The organism is Micromonospora sp. NPDC047740, assembly GCF_043204735.1.
Classification (GTDB): Bacteria; Actinomycetota; Actinomycetes; order Mycobacteriales; family Micromonosporaceae; genus Micromonospora.
The window spans coordinates 40,799-56,250 of record NZ_JBIDCT010000009.1; the positions used below are offsets into that span (position 1 = coordinate 40,799).

14 protein-coding genes are annotated in these 15,452 nt (G+C 70.5%); 1 reads left to right on the forward strand and 13 read right to left on the reverse strand.

All coding sequences use genetic code 11. The annotated features are described in order from the left end of the window. The 13 genes from nuoH to mqnC form a co-directional block, all read right to left on the reverse strand. Nucleotides 1-1,350 (reverse strand): NADH-quinone oxidoreductase subunit NuoH, encoded by a 1,350-nt coding sequence (nuoH, locus tag ACGF4F_RS17930; protein ID WP_357434734.1) that lies wholly within the window; start codon nucleotides 1,348-1,350, stop codon nucleotides 1-3. Next, complete coding sequence (locus tag ACGF4F_RS17935) at nucleotides 1,347-3,863, reverse strand: NADH-quinone oxidoreductase subunit G (RefSeq protein WP_357434733.1); 2,517 nt, start codon at nucleotides 3,861-3,863, stop codon at nucleotides 1,347-1,349. Before ACGF4F_RS17935 ends, nuoH begins: the two co-directional genes overlap by 4 nt. Beyond that, a complete protein-coding gene (gene nuoF / locus ACGF4F_RS17940) occupies nucleotides 3,863-5,179 on the reverse strand; it encodes an NADH-quinone oxidoreductase subunit NuoF (protein ID WP_393078479.1) in 1,317 nt (438 codons plus the stop codon). The genes ACGF4F_RS17935 and nuoF overlap by 1 nt, the downstream gene beginning before the upstream one ends. Continuing rightward, nucleotides 5,176-6,006, reverse strand: coding sequence for an NADH-quinone oxidoreductase subunit NuoE (gene nuoE, locus ACGF4F_RS17945; protein ID WP_357434731.1), 831 nt, complete (start codon nucleotides 6,004-6,006; stop codon nucleotides 5,176-5,178). Before nuoE ends, nuoF begins: the two co-directional genes overlap by 4 nt. Before the next feature lie 55 nt (nucleotides 6,007-6,061). Continuing rightward, nucleotides 6,062-7,390 (reverse strand): NADH-quinone oxidoreductase subunit D, encoded by a 1,329-nt coding sequence (locus ACGF4F_RS17950; RefSeq protein ID WP_357434730.1) that lies wholly within the window; start codon nucleotides 7,388-7,390, stop codon nucleotides 6,062-6,064. After that, nucleotides 7,387-8,124, reverse strand: a complete 738-nt coding sequence (locus ACGF4F_RS17955; protein WP_357434729.1) for an NADH-quinone oxidoreductase subunit C — start codon at nucleotides 8,122-8,124, stop codon at nucleotides 7,387-7,389. The genes ACGF4F_RS17950 and ACGF4F_RS17955 overlap by 4 nt, the downstream gene beginning before the upstream one ends. Beyond that, entirely contained in the window at nucleotides 8,121-8,798 is a 678-nt protein-coding gene (locus tag ACGF4F_RS17960) for an NADH-quinone oxidoreductase subunit B family protein (RefSeq protein WP_073834100.1), read from the reverse strand. The genes ACGF4F_RS17955 and ACGF4F_RS17960 overlap by 4 nt, the downstream gene beginning before the upstream one ends. Before the next feature lie 14 nt (nucleotides 8,799-8,812). Then, nucleotides 8,813-9,178, reverse strand: a complete 366-nt coding sequence (locus ACGF4F_RS17965) for an NADH-quinone oxidoreductase subunit A (protein ID WP_073834101.1) — start codon at nucleotides 9,176-9,178, stop codon at nucleotides 8,813-8,815. Nucleotides 9,179-9,311: 133 nt separating this feature from the next. After that, on the reverse strand, nucleotides 9,312-10,586 hold the full coding sequence (locus ACGF4F_RS17970) for a geranylgeranyl reductase family protein (RefSeq protein WP_357434728.1): 1,275 nt from the start codon (nucleotides 10,584-10,586) through the stop codon (nucleotides 9,312-9,314). A 134-nt stretch (nucleotides 10,587-10,720) separates the two neighbouring features. Then, nucleotides 10,721-10,939 carry a hypothetical protein gene (locus ACGF4F_RS17975; protein WP_073834102.1) on the reverse strand — a complete coding sequence of 73 codons (219 nt, stop codon included), beginning with the start codon at nucleotides 10,937-10,939 and terminating at the stop codon, nucleotides 10,721-10,723. Nucleotides 10,940-11,029: 90 nt separating this feature from the next. Next, entirely contained in the window at nucleotides 11,030-11,740 is a 711-nt protein-coding gene (locus ACGF4F_RS17980) for a demethylmenaquinone methyltransferase (protein ID WP_357434727.1), read from the reverse strand. Nucleotides 11,741-11,903: 163 nt separating this feature from the next. Then, on the reverse strand, nucleotides 11,904-13,121 hold the full coding sequence (locus ACGF4F_RS17985) for a cell wall anchor protein (protein WP_357434726.1): 1,218 nt from the start codon (nucleotides 13,119-13,121) through the stop codon (nucleotides 11,904-11,906). Between the two features lie 297 nt (nucleotides 13,122-13,418). Continuing rightward, a complete protein-coding gene (mqnC, locus tag ACGF4F_RS17990; RefSeq protein WP_393078486.1) occupies nucleotides 13,419-14,609 on the reverse strand; it encodes a cyclic dehypoxanthinyl futalosine synthase in 1,191 nt (396 codons plus the stop codon). A 134-nt stretch (nucleotides 14,610-14,743) separates the two neighbouring features. Here mqnC and ACGF4F_RS17995 point away from each other — a divergent pair, with 134 nt between their 5' ends. Then, nucleotides 14,744-15,424 carry a hypothetical protein gene (locus ACGF4F_RS17995; RefSeq protein WP_393078489.1) on the forward strand — a complete coding sequence of 227 codons (681 nt, stop codon included), beginning with the start codon at nucleotides 14,744-14,746 and terminating at the stop codon, nucleotides 15,422-15,424. Nucleotides 15,425-15,452 lie beyond the last annotated feature (28 nt).

Here is a 15,452-nt window from a genome sequence, read left to right on the forward strand (position 1 = left end):
TCACACCTCCCTGGAGTCCGAGCCGACGTTGGCCGGCTCCCGCTCGGCGACCACGCGCCTGGTGCGCGGGCTCGGTGGTACCTGAAGATCCATCGGCGGCAGCGGGAAACTGCCGTGCGGCCGGCTGTTGACCTGCTCCTGGAGCGACGGCATCGGCTCCTTCTTCCGGCTCGGCCAGAAGAGCGTGGCCAGCAGCAGGACGCCGGCGCCGATGCTGGTGGCGACGATCCGGTCCTCGGTCTGCCAGTCCTCGATCGAGCGGAGCCCGGCCAGGACCAGGATCCAGATCAGGTTGATCGGGAGCAGGACCTTCCAGCCGAAGCGCATGAACTGGTCGTACCGCAGCCGGGGCAGGGTGCCCCGCAGCCAGACGAAGACGAAGACCAGGATCAGCACCTTGCCGAAGAACCAGAGCATCGGCCACCAGCCCGAGTTGGCGCCGGCCCAGAAGGTGGTGATCGGGGCCGGGGCCCGCCACCCGCCGAGGAAGAGCGTGGTGGTGACGGCGGACATGGTGACCATCGAGACGTACTCGGAGAGCATGAAGAGCGCGAACTTCAGCGAGCTGTACTCGGTCATGAAGCCCGCGACCAGCTCCGACTCCGCCTCGGGCAGGTCGAACGGCGCCCGGTTGGTCTCCCCGACGGTGGCGATGAAGAAGATGATGAAGCTCGGCAGCAGCAGGATCGCGTACCAGCCCGGGGCCGGGACGTCGACGCCGAGGATGTTCAGCTGCGTGCCGTGCGCCTGGGCGGCGACGATCCCGCTGGTGGACATCGTGCCGGCGGTCATGAACACCGCCACGATGCTCAGCCCCATCGCGACCTCGTACGAGATCATCTGGGCGCTGGACCGGAGACCACCGAGCAGCGGGTACGTCGACCCGGAGGCCCAACCGCCGAGCACGATGCCGTAGATGCCCATCGATGAGCAGGCCAGCAGCACCAGCACCGCCACCGACACGTCGGTCACCTGCAGCGGCGTCCAGTGGCCGAAGATGCTGACCTTCGGGCCGAACGGCACCACCGACAGCGCGGTGACCGCGCAGATCACCGAGATGGTCGGGGCGAAGAAGTAGACGACCTTGTCGGCGGTCCGCGGGAGGATGTCCTCCTTGAAGGCCATCTTCAGACCGTCGGCGAGGGTCTGCAGCAGGCCGAACGGGCCGACCTGGTTGGGTCCGGGCCGCACCTGCATGTAGCCGACGACCCGACGCTCGAACCAGACGCCGAGCAGCGTGGCCAGCAGGCCGAAGACGAACGCGAAGACGATCTTGATAAGGACCAGCCACCACGGGTCCTTGCCGAAGTCGGCCAGCGTCGGATCCTGCGCCGCGAGGTAGAGGTTCACTGGACACTCCCGGTGTTGAGGAGCGGACCCGGGCGGCCATCGGCGTCCGCGGCGACGCGCCCGGCCGGAACGGCCGGAGCGCCGACCGACGCGGCGGAGACCTGCACGACGTCGCCGGACGTAGCGCCGAGGCTGCGCCGGACGGTCGAGCCGGGTGAGTTGGTCGGCAGCCAGACGACGCCGTCCGGCATCTCGGTGATCGCCGCCGGCAGGGTGACCGCGCCGCGGTCGGTGCCCACGGTCACCGGGTCGCCGTCGGCGACGCCGAGCGCCTCGGCGGTGCCCTTGCCCAGCCGGACCACCGGCGGGCGGGCGGTGCCGGCGAGGTGCTCGTCACCGTCGGTGAGGCTGCCCAGGTCGATCAGCTGGTGCCAGGTGGCCAGCACGGCCTCGCCCGGCCCAGGCTGTTGGACGGTGCCCGGCTCGACGCTGGGGGCGGCCGGGGCATCCACCCGGGTCGGCGGCAGCGCGGCCAGCTCGCGGCGGACGCTCGTCACGTCGCCGGTGCCGAGCCGGACGTCGAGCTGCGCGGCCAGCGCGTCGAGCACCCGCCCGTCGCTCATCGCCGCGGTGTCCAGCACCTTCTCGAAGGTGCGCAGCCGGCCCTCCCAGTCCAGGAAGCTGCCGGCCTTCTCGACCACCGGGGCGACCGGGAAGACCACGTCCGCCCGGCGGGCCACCGCGCTCATCCGCAGTTCCAGGCTGACCAGGAACGGCACCGCGTCCAGGGCCTGCTCGGCCAGGCGCGGGTCGGCCACGTCGGCCGGGTCCACCCCGGCCACCACGAGGGCGCCGAGCTGGCCGTTGGCCGCGGCGACGAGGATGCCGTCGGTGTCCCGGCCGGCCTGGCTGGGGATCACCCCGGCCGCGATGTCCCACGCCTCGCCGAGCTCGGCGCGGGCGGCCGGCTCGGTGACCAGGCGGCCACCGGGGAGCAGGTTGGGCAGGCAGCCCGCGTCGACCGCGCCGCGGTCACCCGCGCGCCGCGGCACCCAGGCCAGCTTGGCCCCGGTACGCCGGGCGACGTCCGCCGCGGCGGAGAGCCCGCCGGGCACCGCGCCCAGCCGCTCGCCGACGATCAGGATCGCGCCCGGCTGGCTCAGCGCCTCGGCCACCGTGGCGTGCTCGGCCAGCACGCTGGCCTCCTCGCCCGGCACCACCCGGGCCAGCTTGGCGCCGAGCTTCTCCAGGCCGCGCGTCGCGAACGGCGCGATCGCGTACACCGTGAGCTTCTTCTGCTGGTACGCCTTGCGCAGCCGCAGGAAGAGGATCGGGCACTCCTCCTCCGGCTCCAGGCCGACCAGCACCACCGCGGGCGCGTTCTCCACGTCCTGGTAGGTCACGTCGGTGACCCCGGCGACGCTGCTGGCCAGGAAGTCGGCCTCCTCGCGGGAGACCGGGCGGGCCCGGAAGTCGATGTCGTTGGTGTGCAGCGCGACCCGGGCGAACTTGGCGTACGCGTAGGCGTCCTCGACGGTCAGCCGGCCGCCGGTCAGCACGGCCGTGCCCGGCCCGCCGTCCCGGGCGGCCCGCAGGCCCTCGGCGGCCCGGGTCAGCGCCTCGCTCCAGGACGCCTCGCGCAGCTCACCGGTCCGCTCGTCGCGGACCAGCGGGGTGGTGAGCCGGTCGAACGCCCGGGCGTACTGGAAGCCCCAGCGGCCCTTGTCGCAGTTCCACTCCTCGTTCACCGCCGGGTCGTCGCCGGCCAGCCGGCGCAGCACCTTGCCGCGCCGCCAGTCCGTGCGCTGGGCGCAGCCGGCCGAGCAGTGCTCGCAGACGCTCGGGGTGGAGACCAGGTCGAACGGGCGGGCCCGGAACCGGTACTGCGCGCCGGTCAGCGCGCCCACCGGGCAGATCTGCACCGTGTTCCCGGAGAAGTACGAGTTGAACGGGACGTCACCCGCCTCGTCCCCGGACTCCGCGCCGTACGCGTCGTCCCGGTAGATGTTGATCTCCTCGGCGGACGACCGGTTCATGAGGTCGATGAACTTGTCACCGGCGATCTCCTCGGAGAACCGGGTGCAGCGCTGGCAGAGCACGCACCGCTCGCGGTCGAGCAGCACCTGGGTGCTGATCTCCAGCGGCTTCTCGTACTCCCGCTTGTGCTCGTGGAACCGGGAGTCCGTCCGGCCGGTGGACATCGCCTGGTTCTGCAGCGGGCACTCGCCGCCCTTGTCACACATCGGGCAGTCCAGGGGGTGGTTGAGGAGCAGCAGCTCCATCACCCCCTCCTGCGCCTTCTTGGCGACCGGCGAGGTGAGCTGGGTCCGCACCACCATGCCGTCGGCGACGGTCTGGGTGCAGGAGGCGACCGGCTTGCGCTGGCCCTCCACCTCCACCAGGCACTGCCGGCAGGCGCCGGCCGGGGCCAGCAGCGGGTGGTCGCAGAAGCGCGGGATCTCGGTGCCCATCTGCTCGGCGACCCGGATCAGCAGCGCCCCCTTGGGCGCGGTGACCTGGACGCCGTCGATGGTCAGGGTGACGGTCTCGGTCTGCTTGGCTACGTCGGTCATCAGTGGGCTCCCACCAACTGCTTGTCGGAGAGCTTCGGCGCGGTACGTCCCTCGATGTAGTCGAGGTAGTCCTGCTTGAAGTACTGCAGCGACGAGGTCACCGAGCTGGTCGCACCGTCACCCAGACCGCAGAACGAGCGGCCGAGGATGTTGTCGCAGGTGTCGAGCAGGGTGTCCAGGTCCTCGTGGGTGCCCTGGCCGGCGAGGATCCGCCGGTAGACCCGGACCATCCAGTAGTTGCCCTCGCGGCACGGGGTGCACTTGCCGCACGACTCGTGGTGGTAGAACTCCAGCCACCGGTACGTCGCGTACACCGGGCAGTCCTGGTCGGAGAAGATCTGCGTGGCCGTGGTGCCCAGGATCGAGCCGGCCGCCGCCACCCCCTCGAAGTCCAGCGGCACGTCCAGGTGCTCGGCGGTGAGCAGCGGCGTCGACGAGCCGCCCGGGGTCCAGAACTTCAGGTTGTGCCCGGGCTGCATCCCGCCGGCCAGCTCGATCAGCTCGCGCAGGGTGATCCCCATCGAGCACTCGTACTGGCCCGGGTTGGCGATCCGGCCGGAGAGCGAGTAGATCATCGGGCCGGACGACTTCTCCGTACCCATGGTCCGCCACCAGTCCGCGCCACCGAGCACGATGTAGGGAACGCTGGCGACGGTGCCGACGTTGTTGACCACGGTCGGGCTGGCGTAGAGGCCGTGGGTCGCCGGGAACGGCGGCCGCAGCCGTGGCTGGCCCCGGAAGCCCTCCAGCGAGTCCAGCAGCGCGGTCTCCTCGCCGCAGATGTACGCCCCGGCGCCGGAGTGCACCACCAGCTCCAGGTCGAAGCCGCTGCCGAGGATGTTCCGGCCCAGGTAGCCCTTGGCGTACGCCTCCTGCACGGCGTTGCGCAGCCGGCGGGCGGCGTGCACCGCCTCACCTCGGATGTAGATGTAGGCGCGGTTGGCCCGGATCGCGTACGAGGCGATGATCACGCCCTCGACCAGCGAGTGCGGGTCGTGGGTCATCAGCGGCAGGTCCTTGCAGGTGCCCGGCTCGCCCTCGTCGGCGTTCACCACCAGATAGTGCGGCTTGCCGTCGCCCTGCGGGATGAACCCCCACTTGAGGCCGGTCGGGAAGCCCGCGCCACCCCGGCCGCGCAGCCCGGAGTCCTTGATCAGCTGGATCAGGTCGTCCGGGTGTGCCTTGACCGCCTTGCGCAGGGCGGCGTAGCCGTCCAGCTTCTCGTAGGTGCCGATCCGCCAGGCGTCCGGCGACAGCCAGCGCTTGGTGAGCACCGGCGTCAGCTTGGCCAGCGTCTCCGGCCGAGGCGTCGTCACTTCTTGGCCTCCGCTTCCTTGAGGTTGCGCTGCTGCGCCCCGGCCCCGTCGCCGGCCGGCTTGCGGTCGGTGGCCGGCGGGTTGGCCGCCGTGCCCGCGGCCTGGGCGGCCTTGGCCTGCTCGGCAACCTTGTCGGCCTCGGCCTTGCTGCGGATCGGGGTGTTCGGGTCGAAGCCCGGCACCGAGATGCCGTGCTGCTCGGCCAGGCGCAGGCCGCGCAGGGTCGGCTCGCCCGGGCCGCCGTCGGCGACCGCGCCCTCCCGCTCGTCGGCGAAGCCGGCGAGCTGGACCGACATCTCCTTGAGGCTGCAGAGGCGGGCGCCCCGGGTCGGCATCGGCCGGCCGCCGGCGCGCAGCTCCTCGACCACACCGAGCGCGGTCCGCGGGTCGACCCCGTCGAAGAAGTCGTAGTTGACCGTCATCACCGGGCCGTAGTCGCACGCCGCCAGGCACTCGGCGTGCTCCAGGGTGATCCGGCCGTCCTCGGTGGTCTCGTCGTGCCCGACGCCCAGGTGCTCGGCGAGGGTGTCGTAGACCTCCTGGCCACCCAGCACGTTGCACATGGTGTTGGTGCACACGCTGACCAGGTAGTCGCCGGTCGGCTTGCGTTTGTACATGGTGTAGAAGGTGGCCACCGCGCCGACCTGGGCCTTGTTCAGGCCGAGCACCTCGGCGCAGAACTCGACGCCGGCGGGGGAGACGTAGCCCTCCACCGACTGCACCAGGTGCAGCAGCGGCAGCAGGGCCGAGCGGGACCGGTCCGCCGGGTACCGGGCGATGATCTCCCGCGCCCGGGCCCGGGTCTCTTCAGTAAAATTCGTCGTCATCAGAGCCGCCCTTCGTTCGCGACTGCGGTGCTCCGCTTCGCTGCGCTCCTCGCGCTCACCGGTCACACCCCCCCATGACGGGGTCCAGCGAGGCGCCACCGGCGATCACGTCGGCGATCAGGCCGCCCTCGGCCATCGCCGGGAGGGCCTGCAGGTTGACGAAGCTGGGCTCCCGGTAGTGCACCCGGTACGGCCGGGTGCCACCGTCGGAGACCGCGTGCACGCCCAGCTCGCCGCGGGGCGACTCGATGCCGACGTACACCTGGCCTGGCGGGACCCGGAAACCCTCGGTGACGAGCTTGAAGTGGTGGATCAGCGACTCCATCGACTGACCCATGATCTTGGCGACGTGCTCCAGCGAGTTGCCCATGCCGTCGACGCCGATGGCCAGCTGCGCCGGCCAGGCGATCTTCTTGTCGGCCACCATCACCGGGCCGGGCTTGCTCAGCCGATCCACCGCCTGCTCGACCAGCTTGAGCGACTCCCGGATCTCGGCGAGCCGGACCTGGTAGCGGCCCCAGACGTCGCCGTCGGTGTGGGTCGGGACGTCGAACTCGTACGTCTCGTAGCCGCAGTACGGCATGGTCTTGCGCAGATCCCAGGCGAGACCGGCGGAGCGGAGCACCGGACCGGTGACGCCGAGCGCCAGGCAGCCGGTCACGTCGAGCACCGCGACGTGCTTGGTGCGCTCGACCCAGATCGGCTGGCCGGAGAGGAGGTCCTCGTACTCCTTGAGCTTCTTCGGCATCATCTTCAGGAAGTTGCGGATCTTGACGATCGCGTCGTCCGGCACGTCCTGCGCCACCCCGCCCGGCCGCACGTACGCGTGGTTCATGCGCAGGCCGGTGATGGTCTCGAAGATGTCGAGGATGTACTCCCGCTCGCGGAAGCCGTACAGCATGATCGAGATCGCGCCCAGCTCCATGCCGGTGGTGGCCAGCCAGACCAGGTGCGAGGAGATCCGGTTGAGCTCCATCATGAGCACCCGGATGGTGTTGGCCCGCTCGGTGATGTCGTCGGTGATCCCGAGCAGCTTCTCCACCGCCAGCGCGTACGCCGTCTCGTTGAACAGCGGGGAGAGGTAGTCCATCCGGGTCACGAAGGTCGAGCCCTGGACCCAGTTCCGGTATTCGAGGTTCTTCTCGATGCCGGTGTGCAGGTAGCCGATGACCGAGCGGGCCTCGCGGACCGTCTCGCCCTCCAGCTCCAGGATCAGCCGGAGCACGCCGTGCGTGGACGGGTGCTGCGGACCCATGTTGACGACGATCCGCTCGTCGTTGATCGGGTCGGTGCCGGAGACGACCGTGTCCCAGTCCCCACCGGTGACGGTGAAGACCTTGCCCTCGGTGGTCTCGCGCTCGGTCGCGTAGTTCGACGTCGTCACTGGTACGACCTCCGCTTGTCCGGCGGCGGGATCTCCGCGCCCTTGTACTCGACGGGCACGCCGCCGAGGGGGTAGTCCTTGCGCTGCGGGTGCCCCTCCCAGTCGTCCGGCATGAGGATCCGGGTCAGGTTGGGGTGGCCGTCGAAGACGATGCCGAACATGTCGTACGTCTCCCGCTCCTGCCAGTCGGCGGTCGGGTAGACGCTGGTGACGCTCGGCAGGTGCGGCTCCTCGGCGGAGACCGCGGCCTCCAGCCGGACCCGGCGCCGGTAGGTCATCGAGGTGAGCTGGTAGACGACGTGCAGCCGGCGCTCCTCCGCGCCCAGGTAGTCCACGCCGGACACCGAGGAGCAGAGCTCGAAGCGGAGCGCCAGGTCGTCGCGCATCACCTGGCAGACCTCGGCGATCCGCTCCGGGCGGACGTGCAGGGTCAGCTCGCCCCGGTCGACCACGACCTTCTCGATGGCGTCGCCGAAGTCGGGGTACGCCTCCTCCAGCGCGTCCCGGACCTCGTCGAAGTAGCCGCCGTACGGCCGGGGGCTGTCCTCGATCGCCGTGCGCTGCCGGACCAGGCCGCCGAAGCCGGAGACGTCGCCGGTGCCGTGGATGCCGAACATGCCACGGCCGGCGGGGCTGGCCGGCGGGAGCTCGGCCGGTGCGCCGCTGGTGGCACCGGCCGGCGGCACCGGTACCGGCACGCCGCCGTTGTTGTTGCTGTCGTTTGGTGCGGTCACTTCGGGCCCCCGTGTGCGTGGAGGTGGTTCTGCGCCTTCATCCAGTTCTCGATCCGCAACTGCTCCTCGCGCCCCTCGCGGACCGCCCTGGTCCACTCGGCGCGCCGGGCCTTGTCGTTGCGGTACGACGACGGCATCGAGCCGTACGGCACGACCGGCACGTCACCGCGCTCCTTGCGGGCCTCCAGCATCTTGCGGCCGTTCGGACCCAGCGGCTCGTACATGATCTTCTCGCGGAGCTTGAGGATCGCGTCGATGAGCATCTCGGGCCGGGGCGGGCAGCCCGGGAGGTACATGTCGACCGGGACGATGTGGTCGACGCCCTGCACGATGGCGTAGTTGTTGAACATGCCGCCGCTGCTGGCGCAGACGCCCATCGAGAGCACCCAGCGGGGCTCGGCCATCTGGTCGTAGATCTGGCGCAGGACCGGGGCCATCTTCTGGCTCACCCGGCCGGCCACGATCATCAGGTCCGCCTGCCGGGGCGAGGCCCGGAAGACCTCCATGCCCCAGCGACCCATGTCGTAGTGCGGGCCACCGGCCGCCATCATCTCGATGGCGCAGCAGGCCAGGCCGAACGTGGCGCCCCAGACGGACGACTTCCGCGACCAGTTGACCAGCTTCTCGACGGTGGTGAGCAGGACGCCGGAGGGAAGCTTCTCCTCGATGCCCATCTGCCGTACCTCCCTCAGTCCCAGTCCAGGCCGCCGCGCCGCCAGACATAGGCGTAGGCGACGAAGACCGCGACGATGAACAGGACCATCTCCACGAAGCCGAAGATCGGCAGGGCGTCGAAGGAGACCGCCCAGGGGTAGAGGAAGATGATCTCGATGTCGAAGACGATGAAGAGCATCGCCGTCAGGTAGAACTTGATCGGGAACCGGCCGCCGCCGACGGGCTGCGGGCTCGGCTCGATACCGCACTCGTACGCCTCGAGCTTGGCCTTGTTCAGACGCCGGGGGCCGGCGAATCGGGCGGCGGCCACGGAGAACAGCGCGAACCCCGCGGCGAGGGCGAACAGCCCGATGATGGGTGCGTAAGGAGAGAGCGTCATCGTTGTCTCCTGCTCGTCCTTCCCTGACCTCGGTGGTTGGCAAAAATCACACTATTCACGTCCCTCGTGACCTCGGCCGGCGGGGGTCGATCTTTGTCGGCGCCCGCGGCCTCATCGGCCGCCGGCGCCGTTGTCAGACTGCCGGCGCCACCCGCGTCATCGCGTTGATGACCCGGTCCATCGCGTCCCCGCCGCGCGGGTCGGTCAGGTTGGCCAGCAGCTTGAGCACGAAGCGCATCAGCATCGGGTGCGGCATGCCGTGCTTGGTGGCCAGCCGCATGATCTCCGGCCGGCCGATGAGCTTCACGAAGATCCCGCCGAGCCGGTAGTAGCCGCCGAAGCGGGTCTTCAGCTCCTGCGGGTACGCCATCAGCGCCCGTTCCCGCTCGGCACCGGCCGGCCGGGCGAGCGCCTGCACCGCCACCTCGGCGGCCAGCTCGCCGGACTCCATCGCGTACGCGATGCCCTCGCCGTTGAACGGGTTGACCATGCCGCCGGAGTCGCCGACCAGCATCGCCCCGCGGGTGTAGTGCGGCACCCGGTTGAAGCCCATCGGCAGCGCGGCGCCGAGAATCGGCCCCTCGGCGTTCGCCTCGTCGGTCATCCCCCAGTCCTCCGGGGTGTTGGCCAGCCAGTCGGTGAGCAGCCGCCGGTAGTTGGTCTTGCCGAACGCGGCGGAGGAGTTGAGCACGCCCAGGCCGACGTTGACCCGACCGTCACCGAGGCCGAAGATCCAGCCGTAGCCGGGCAGCAGCGCGTCGTTGCCCTTGGCCCGCAGCTCCAGCCACGACTCGAGGTAGTCGTCGTCGTGCTTGGCGGGCGAGCGGTAGTAGCGGCGGACCGCCACGCCGATCGGCCGGTCCTCCCGCTTGGCCAGCCCGAGGGCGAGCGGGAAGCGGCCGGAGACGCCGTCCGCGGCGACCACCAGCGGGGCGTGGAAGGTGGCCGGCTCCTTGTCCGGGCCCACCTCGGCCTGCACGCCGATCACCCGGTCGTCGGCGTCGAGCACCGGGCCGGCCACGTTCACGCTGGTCCGTAGCTTCGCCCCGGCGGCGACGGCCCGCTGGGCGAGCAGGTCGTCGAAGTCGAGCCGGGTCCGGACCAGGCCGTAGTTGGGGAAGCTGGCCAGGTCCGGCCAGTCCAGTTCCAGGCGTACCCCGCCGCCGATCACCCGCAGGCCCTTGTTGTGCAGCCAGCCGGCCTCGGGCGAGGTGTCCACGCCCATCCGGATCAGCTGCCGCACGGCCCGGGGGGTGAGCCCGTCGCCGCAGACCTTCTCCCGGGGAAACTCGGTCTTCTCCAGCAGCAGCACGCGTACGCCGTGCCGCGCCAGGTGGTACGCCGTCGCCGATCCTCCGGGACCGGCGCCCACGACGATCACGTCGGCGTCGTTCTCCACCGCGGTCATCTGCGCCTCCTCCCGCATGCTCGTGAAATGGTTCACAAGCCGATCGGGTTGGAGTCTATGACCGGGGTTACACCTGGAGGTGGTGAGGGGTACCTAACTTCGCGGAAACGGGCCGGTAGGAGTCCATTTCGACGTTACGGGCGGGCGGAAGTGGCCGGCCCGAGGCCGGCGTCGAGGCGGATCGCCTCCGGCAGGTGCTCGCGCAGCGCGCCGCCGGCCGCCCGGTCGAGAGCGGCCAGCACCTCCGCGACCACCTGACGGACGTCGGCGGGATCCGCACCGGCCAGCTCCTTGAGCTGGGCGATGAGTTCCGCGGCGTCATCGTCCGTGGCCACCTGCTCGGGTCCCGTCATGGGCCGAGCCTACGAAACTAAGTAGACCAAAAACGGATATTCACGAAATAGGGTGGTTTGCCCTGCCGCTGGCGACGGGCCGGCCCGTTGTCAGTCCCGGACCGCACGGTGCAGGGCGACGACGCCGCCGGTGAGGTTGCGCCAGGCCACCCGGCTCCACCCCGCCGCGCCGATCCGCGCGGCCAGCGCCGCCTGATCCGGCCAGGCCCGGATGGACTCGGCGAGGTAGACGTACGCGTCGGGGTTGCTGGAGACCGCCCGCGCCACCGCGGGCAGCGACCGCATCAGGTACGACAGGTAGACCGTGCGGAACGCCGGATTGACCGGCCTGCTGAACTCGCAGACCACCAGCCGGCCGCCCGGCCTGGTGACCCGGGCCAGCTCGCGCAACGCCGCGTCGGTGTCGTTGACGTTGCGCAACGCGAAGGAGATGGTGACCGCGTCGAAGCTGGCGTCGGCGAAGGGCAGCCGCAGGGCGTCCCCGGCCAGCAGCGGCACCGCCGGTCGGGTGCGCTTGCCGGCGTGCAGCATGCCCAGCGACAGGTCGGCGCCCACCGCGTACGCGCCGGAGTGGGACAGCTCCTCGGTCGAGACGCCGGTTCCCGCGCCCACGTCGAGCACCCGCTCGCCCGCGCTCAGCCCGAGCGCCTCGCGGGTGGCCCGCCGCCAGAACCGGTCCTGCCCGAAGGAGAGGACGGTGTTGGTCAGGTCGTAGCGGGCCGCCACGCCGTCGAACATCGCGGCGACCTCGTGCGGCTGCTTGTCCAGGTTGGCGCGCTGGCCCTGCGGGGTACGGCTCACCCCTCCACTCTGCCAGCTGGGCCGCGGGCCGCCCCCGACGGGTGCCACCCCGGACCCGTTGAGGGCGGGATGGTGCGAAGACAGTGGGGCGGGATGGTGAACCATCCCGCCCCACTGCCGTGCGTTATGTGAACGACCCTCGCGGGCCGATGGAGGACGACCGTCAGGCGGTCGGCTTCTCGTCGCCCGGGGTCACCAGAACCACCCGGCGCCGACGGGCAACCAGGAACATCGCGCCACCCGCGAGCAGCACAGCCGCGCCGATACCGCCGATCAGGCCGGCCTTCGCACCGGTCACCGGCAGGCCACCCTCGTCGCCGCCGCCCACGCCACCGCCGGCGCCGCCCTTGGCGGCGACGATGACAGCGTAGCCGTCGCTGTTGTCGCTGGCGTCGACATCCTTGGCCTGCATGCCCTCGACGTTCTTCGGCAGCTGCTTGACGGGCTTCGCGCGGGTGATGGACGGCACGGCGGCGCCGACCGGCTCGACCGACACGAGGCCGCCGGTCAGGGCACCCGGCTTCACGTCGGACCCGACGTTGAACAGGTGGTAGAAGCCGTAAGCCGAGTACAGGTTGTCGTCCTCGCCGGTGTCCTGGTCCTGCGGGATCAGGCCGAAGTCCGCGTAGGTGCAGGTGAAGGTGGACTTGTCGGCGGAGTACTCGCAGTCCTGCTCGGTCTCGGCCGGGGTCACGCCCTTGGGCAGCTTCACGGTGATCTTGAGACCCGCGGTCGCCTGGTCACCCTGGTTGGCGACGAAGTACGTCAGCGCGGACTGACCGCCCGGGTGCAGGCCACCCGAGTAGACCGGGTTGCCGTCGACGATCTTGGCGGCCTGCTTGACGTCGTCGGCGATGACCGCGAGGTCCGGGCCACTCTCGTCGGAGAGCTCGAGCGTGGCGGACGCGCTGTTGTTCTCCGCGTTGGTGTCGTCCTTCGAGATCAGCTTGAACGACAGCGGCGCCTGGTAGGTGCCCTCGACCTCGAACTTGAAGATCACGAGGGGCAGATCGGTCGTCTCGCCCGGGCCGGGCAGGCCCGCCCCGGTCGCGTGGCAGGTGAACGCCGTCGGCTTCTCGTCGGTGCCTTCGACGTCGCAGCCGTCCTCGACGAGCGGCACGGCGATGACCTTGCTGAAGTCCACCTTGGAGACGTCGACCCGGACGGCCAACTCGCTCGGGGTGTTCGTGCCGAGGTTGGTGACCTTGGCGAAGGCGATCTTGCCCTCGGCGTTGGCCGCGACACGCGTGCCCGCGACCTTCAGCTCAAGGTCGGTCTCGGTGCCGGCGGCGTGGGCGGGCGCGCCGAAGGCGGTGATCGCCCCGGAGGCGAGCAACGTGGCAGCGCCGAGCCGCACCAGCGGCCGGTTACGGAAGATCATGAAATCAATCCCCCCGCGGGATCGGTGAATGAACGGGGACGAGCGGGCACGTTAGCGGCCCGCGATCACCCCCGCCACCCCCCACGCCGAACCTTCACCACCTGCAGGGCTAAGAGTCGCTTAAGGATTGCCCGAATTGATGGCACTTGACACCGACGGTCCCGGACGAGCCTCCGTAGAACGGCTGACAGGAAAGGCCCATCGACAGCCAACCATTGGCCGTTCGGCCGACGCCGGCCAGGCCGGAGGCGGTCACCGACGGTGCCCAGGCGGGCGCGACCGGTGGACGGGACGGGCTCAGTTGACCTCGACGAGTGGCAACGACTTCCCGGCCCCGCCACCCGGCAGGGCGATCGAGGAGAAGTGCGAGACCACCCGGTCGTCGCTCGGGTCGTCGGCCGGCGTCCAGTGCACCGCGAGCCGCTGGTAGAGGGTGTCCCGCTGCGCGGGGATCCGGTCGGCGCTGCGGATCATGCCGATCAGCTCGTGCAGGTTGGACCGGTGCCGGGCACCGGCCGAGGAGATGACGTTCTCCTCCAGCATGATCGAGCCGAGGTCGTCCACCCCCATGTGCAGGGCGAGCTGCCCGACGTCCTTGCCGGTGGTCAGCCAGGACGCCTGCAGGTGCGGCACCGTCTCGAAGAAGAGCCGGGCCACCGCGATCAGCCGCAGGTATTCCATCGTGGTCGCCTGGGTGCGGCCCTTGAGGTGGTTGTTCTCCGGCTGGTAGGTCCACGGGATGAACGCCCGGAAACCGCCGGTGCGGTCCTGCACGTCGCGGATCATCCGCAGGTGCTCGATCCGCTCGGCGTTGGTCTCGCCGGTGCCCATCATCATGGTCGCGGTCGACTCGAGGCCCTGCCGGTGCGCCAGCTCCATTACCTCCAGCCAGCGCGCGCCCGACTCCTTGAGCGGGGCGATTGCCTTGCGCGGGCGGTCCGGCAGCATCTCGGCGCCGGCGCCCGCGATGGAGTCCAGCCCGGCCGTCTTGATCCGGGCGATGGCCTCGTCCAGGCTCACCCCGGAGACCTTGGCCATGTGCAGGATCTCGCTCGGGCCGATCGAGTGGATGGCGAGCTGCGGGTACACCCGCTTGACCGCGGAGAAGAGCTCCTCGTAGTACTCCACGCCGTAGTCCGGGTGGTGGCCGCCCTGGAGCATGACCTGGGTGGCGCCCAACTCGACCGCCTCGCCGCAGCGGCGCAGGATCTCCTCGGTGGGGTGGGTCCACCCCTCCTTGTGCTTCGGTGCCCGGTAGAACGCGCAGAACTTGCACGCCGTCACGCAGACGTTCGTGTAGTTGATGTTGCGGTCGATCAGGTACGTGACGATGTTGTCCGGGTAGCGCCGCCGGCGCACCGCGTCCGCCGCCTCGCCGAGCGGGTGGAAGGGCGCCTCGGTGTAGAGCAGCAGGGCCTCCTCGGGCGTGATCCGCCCGCCGTCCGCGCCGCGCTGCAGGATGTCGTCGATCTCCCGGCTCACCGTCACGCCTCTGAGCCTACGCCCGCTTGACGCCACGCCTTGTCGGGGTGTTCCGCCATGTGACGTGCCCGGCGGGACAACGAAGCAGTTGGTCGTCGCCTATCGTGCGGTGGTTCTCAGGCCTCTCTCAAGGAAGAGTCGTGACCGCACCATTCCCGCACCAACCTCAGGTTCCGCCCGCCCCGCAGCCGGCGGCCGCGCCCAGCGTCGCTCCCCTCACCTGTCGCTTCTGTGGATCGATTCCGGCGATCAAGGCGACGCTGCACGGGCATCAGGGCTTCCTCATCTTCATGCGTGTCCTCACCCAGCACGGCCCGTTCTGCCGGGCGTGCGGCATCGCCACCTGTCGCGACATGAGCGCGAAGACCCTCTGGCAAGGCTGGTGGGGCTTCCTCTCCATGATCATCACCCCACTCGTCCTGATCGGGAACCTCATCACCCGGGTCCGGCTCGGCCGCCTGGGCGAGCCGGTGCCCGGCGCGCCGGGCGTACCGGCGGTGCCGGGCAAGCCCGTGTTGCAGCGGGCCGCGGCGTTCGGCCTCGTCGTACCCGTGGTCATCGCATTCGCTCTCGGCTGGGCCATCTCCAGTGACCCGGCCTACGCCGAAGTCGGCGCCTGCGTCAGCGCCGAGGGCACGAGCACGAACCCGGATGTCACCGTCGTCGACTGCGGCGACCCGGCCGCCGCGTACGTCATCCTCGGCAAGGTCGAGGACACCACCGACGAGGCGAAGTGCGAGCAGTTCGCCAGCACGGTCGCGAGCTACACCGAAGAACAGAACTCGCGCAAGCTCCTGCTGTGCCTCGGCCAGAACGGGTGACAGTTCCTTTCGCTGGCCTCTGCCCGCT

Bases quoted from the DNA above. Each gene is read 5' to 3' on its own strand.
- ACGF4F_RS17965 (WP_073834101.1), bottom strand. From the start codon at position 9,178: ATGACGCTCTCTCCTTACGCACCCATCATCGGGCTGTTCGCCCTCGCC.
- nuoE (WP_357434731.1), bottom strand. From the start codon at position 6,006: ATGACGACGAATTTTACTGAAGAGACCCGGGCCCGGGCGCGGGAGATC.
- ACGF4F_RS17970 (WP_357434728.1), bottom strand. From the start codon at position 10,586: ATGACCGCGGTGGAGAACGACGCCGACGTGATCGTCGTGGGCGCCGGT.
- ACGF4F_RS17935 (WP_357434733.1), bottom strand. From the start codon at position 3,863: ATGACCGACGTAGCCAAGCAGACCGAGACCGTCACCCTGACCATCGAC.
- ACGF4F_RS17985 (WP_357434726.1), bottom strand. From the start codon at position 13,121: ATGATCTTCCGTAACCGGCCGCTGGTGCGGCTCGGCGCTGCCACGTTG.
- ACGF4F_RS17960 (WP_073834100.1), bottom strand. From the start codon at position 8,798: ATGGGCATCGAGGAGAAGCTTCCCTCCGGCGTCCTGCTCACCACCGTC.
- ACGF4F_RS17975 (WP_073834102.1), bottom strand. From the start codon at position 10,939: ATGACGGGACCCGAGCAGGTGGCCACGGACGATGACGCCGCGGAACTC.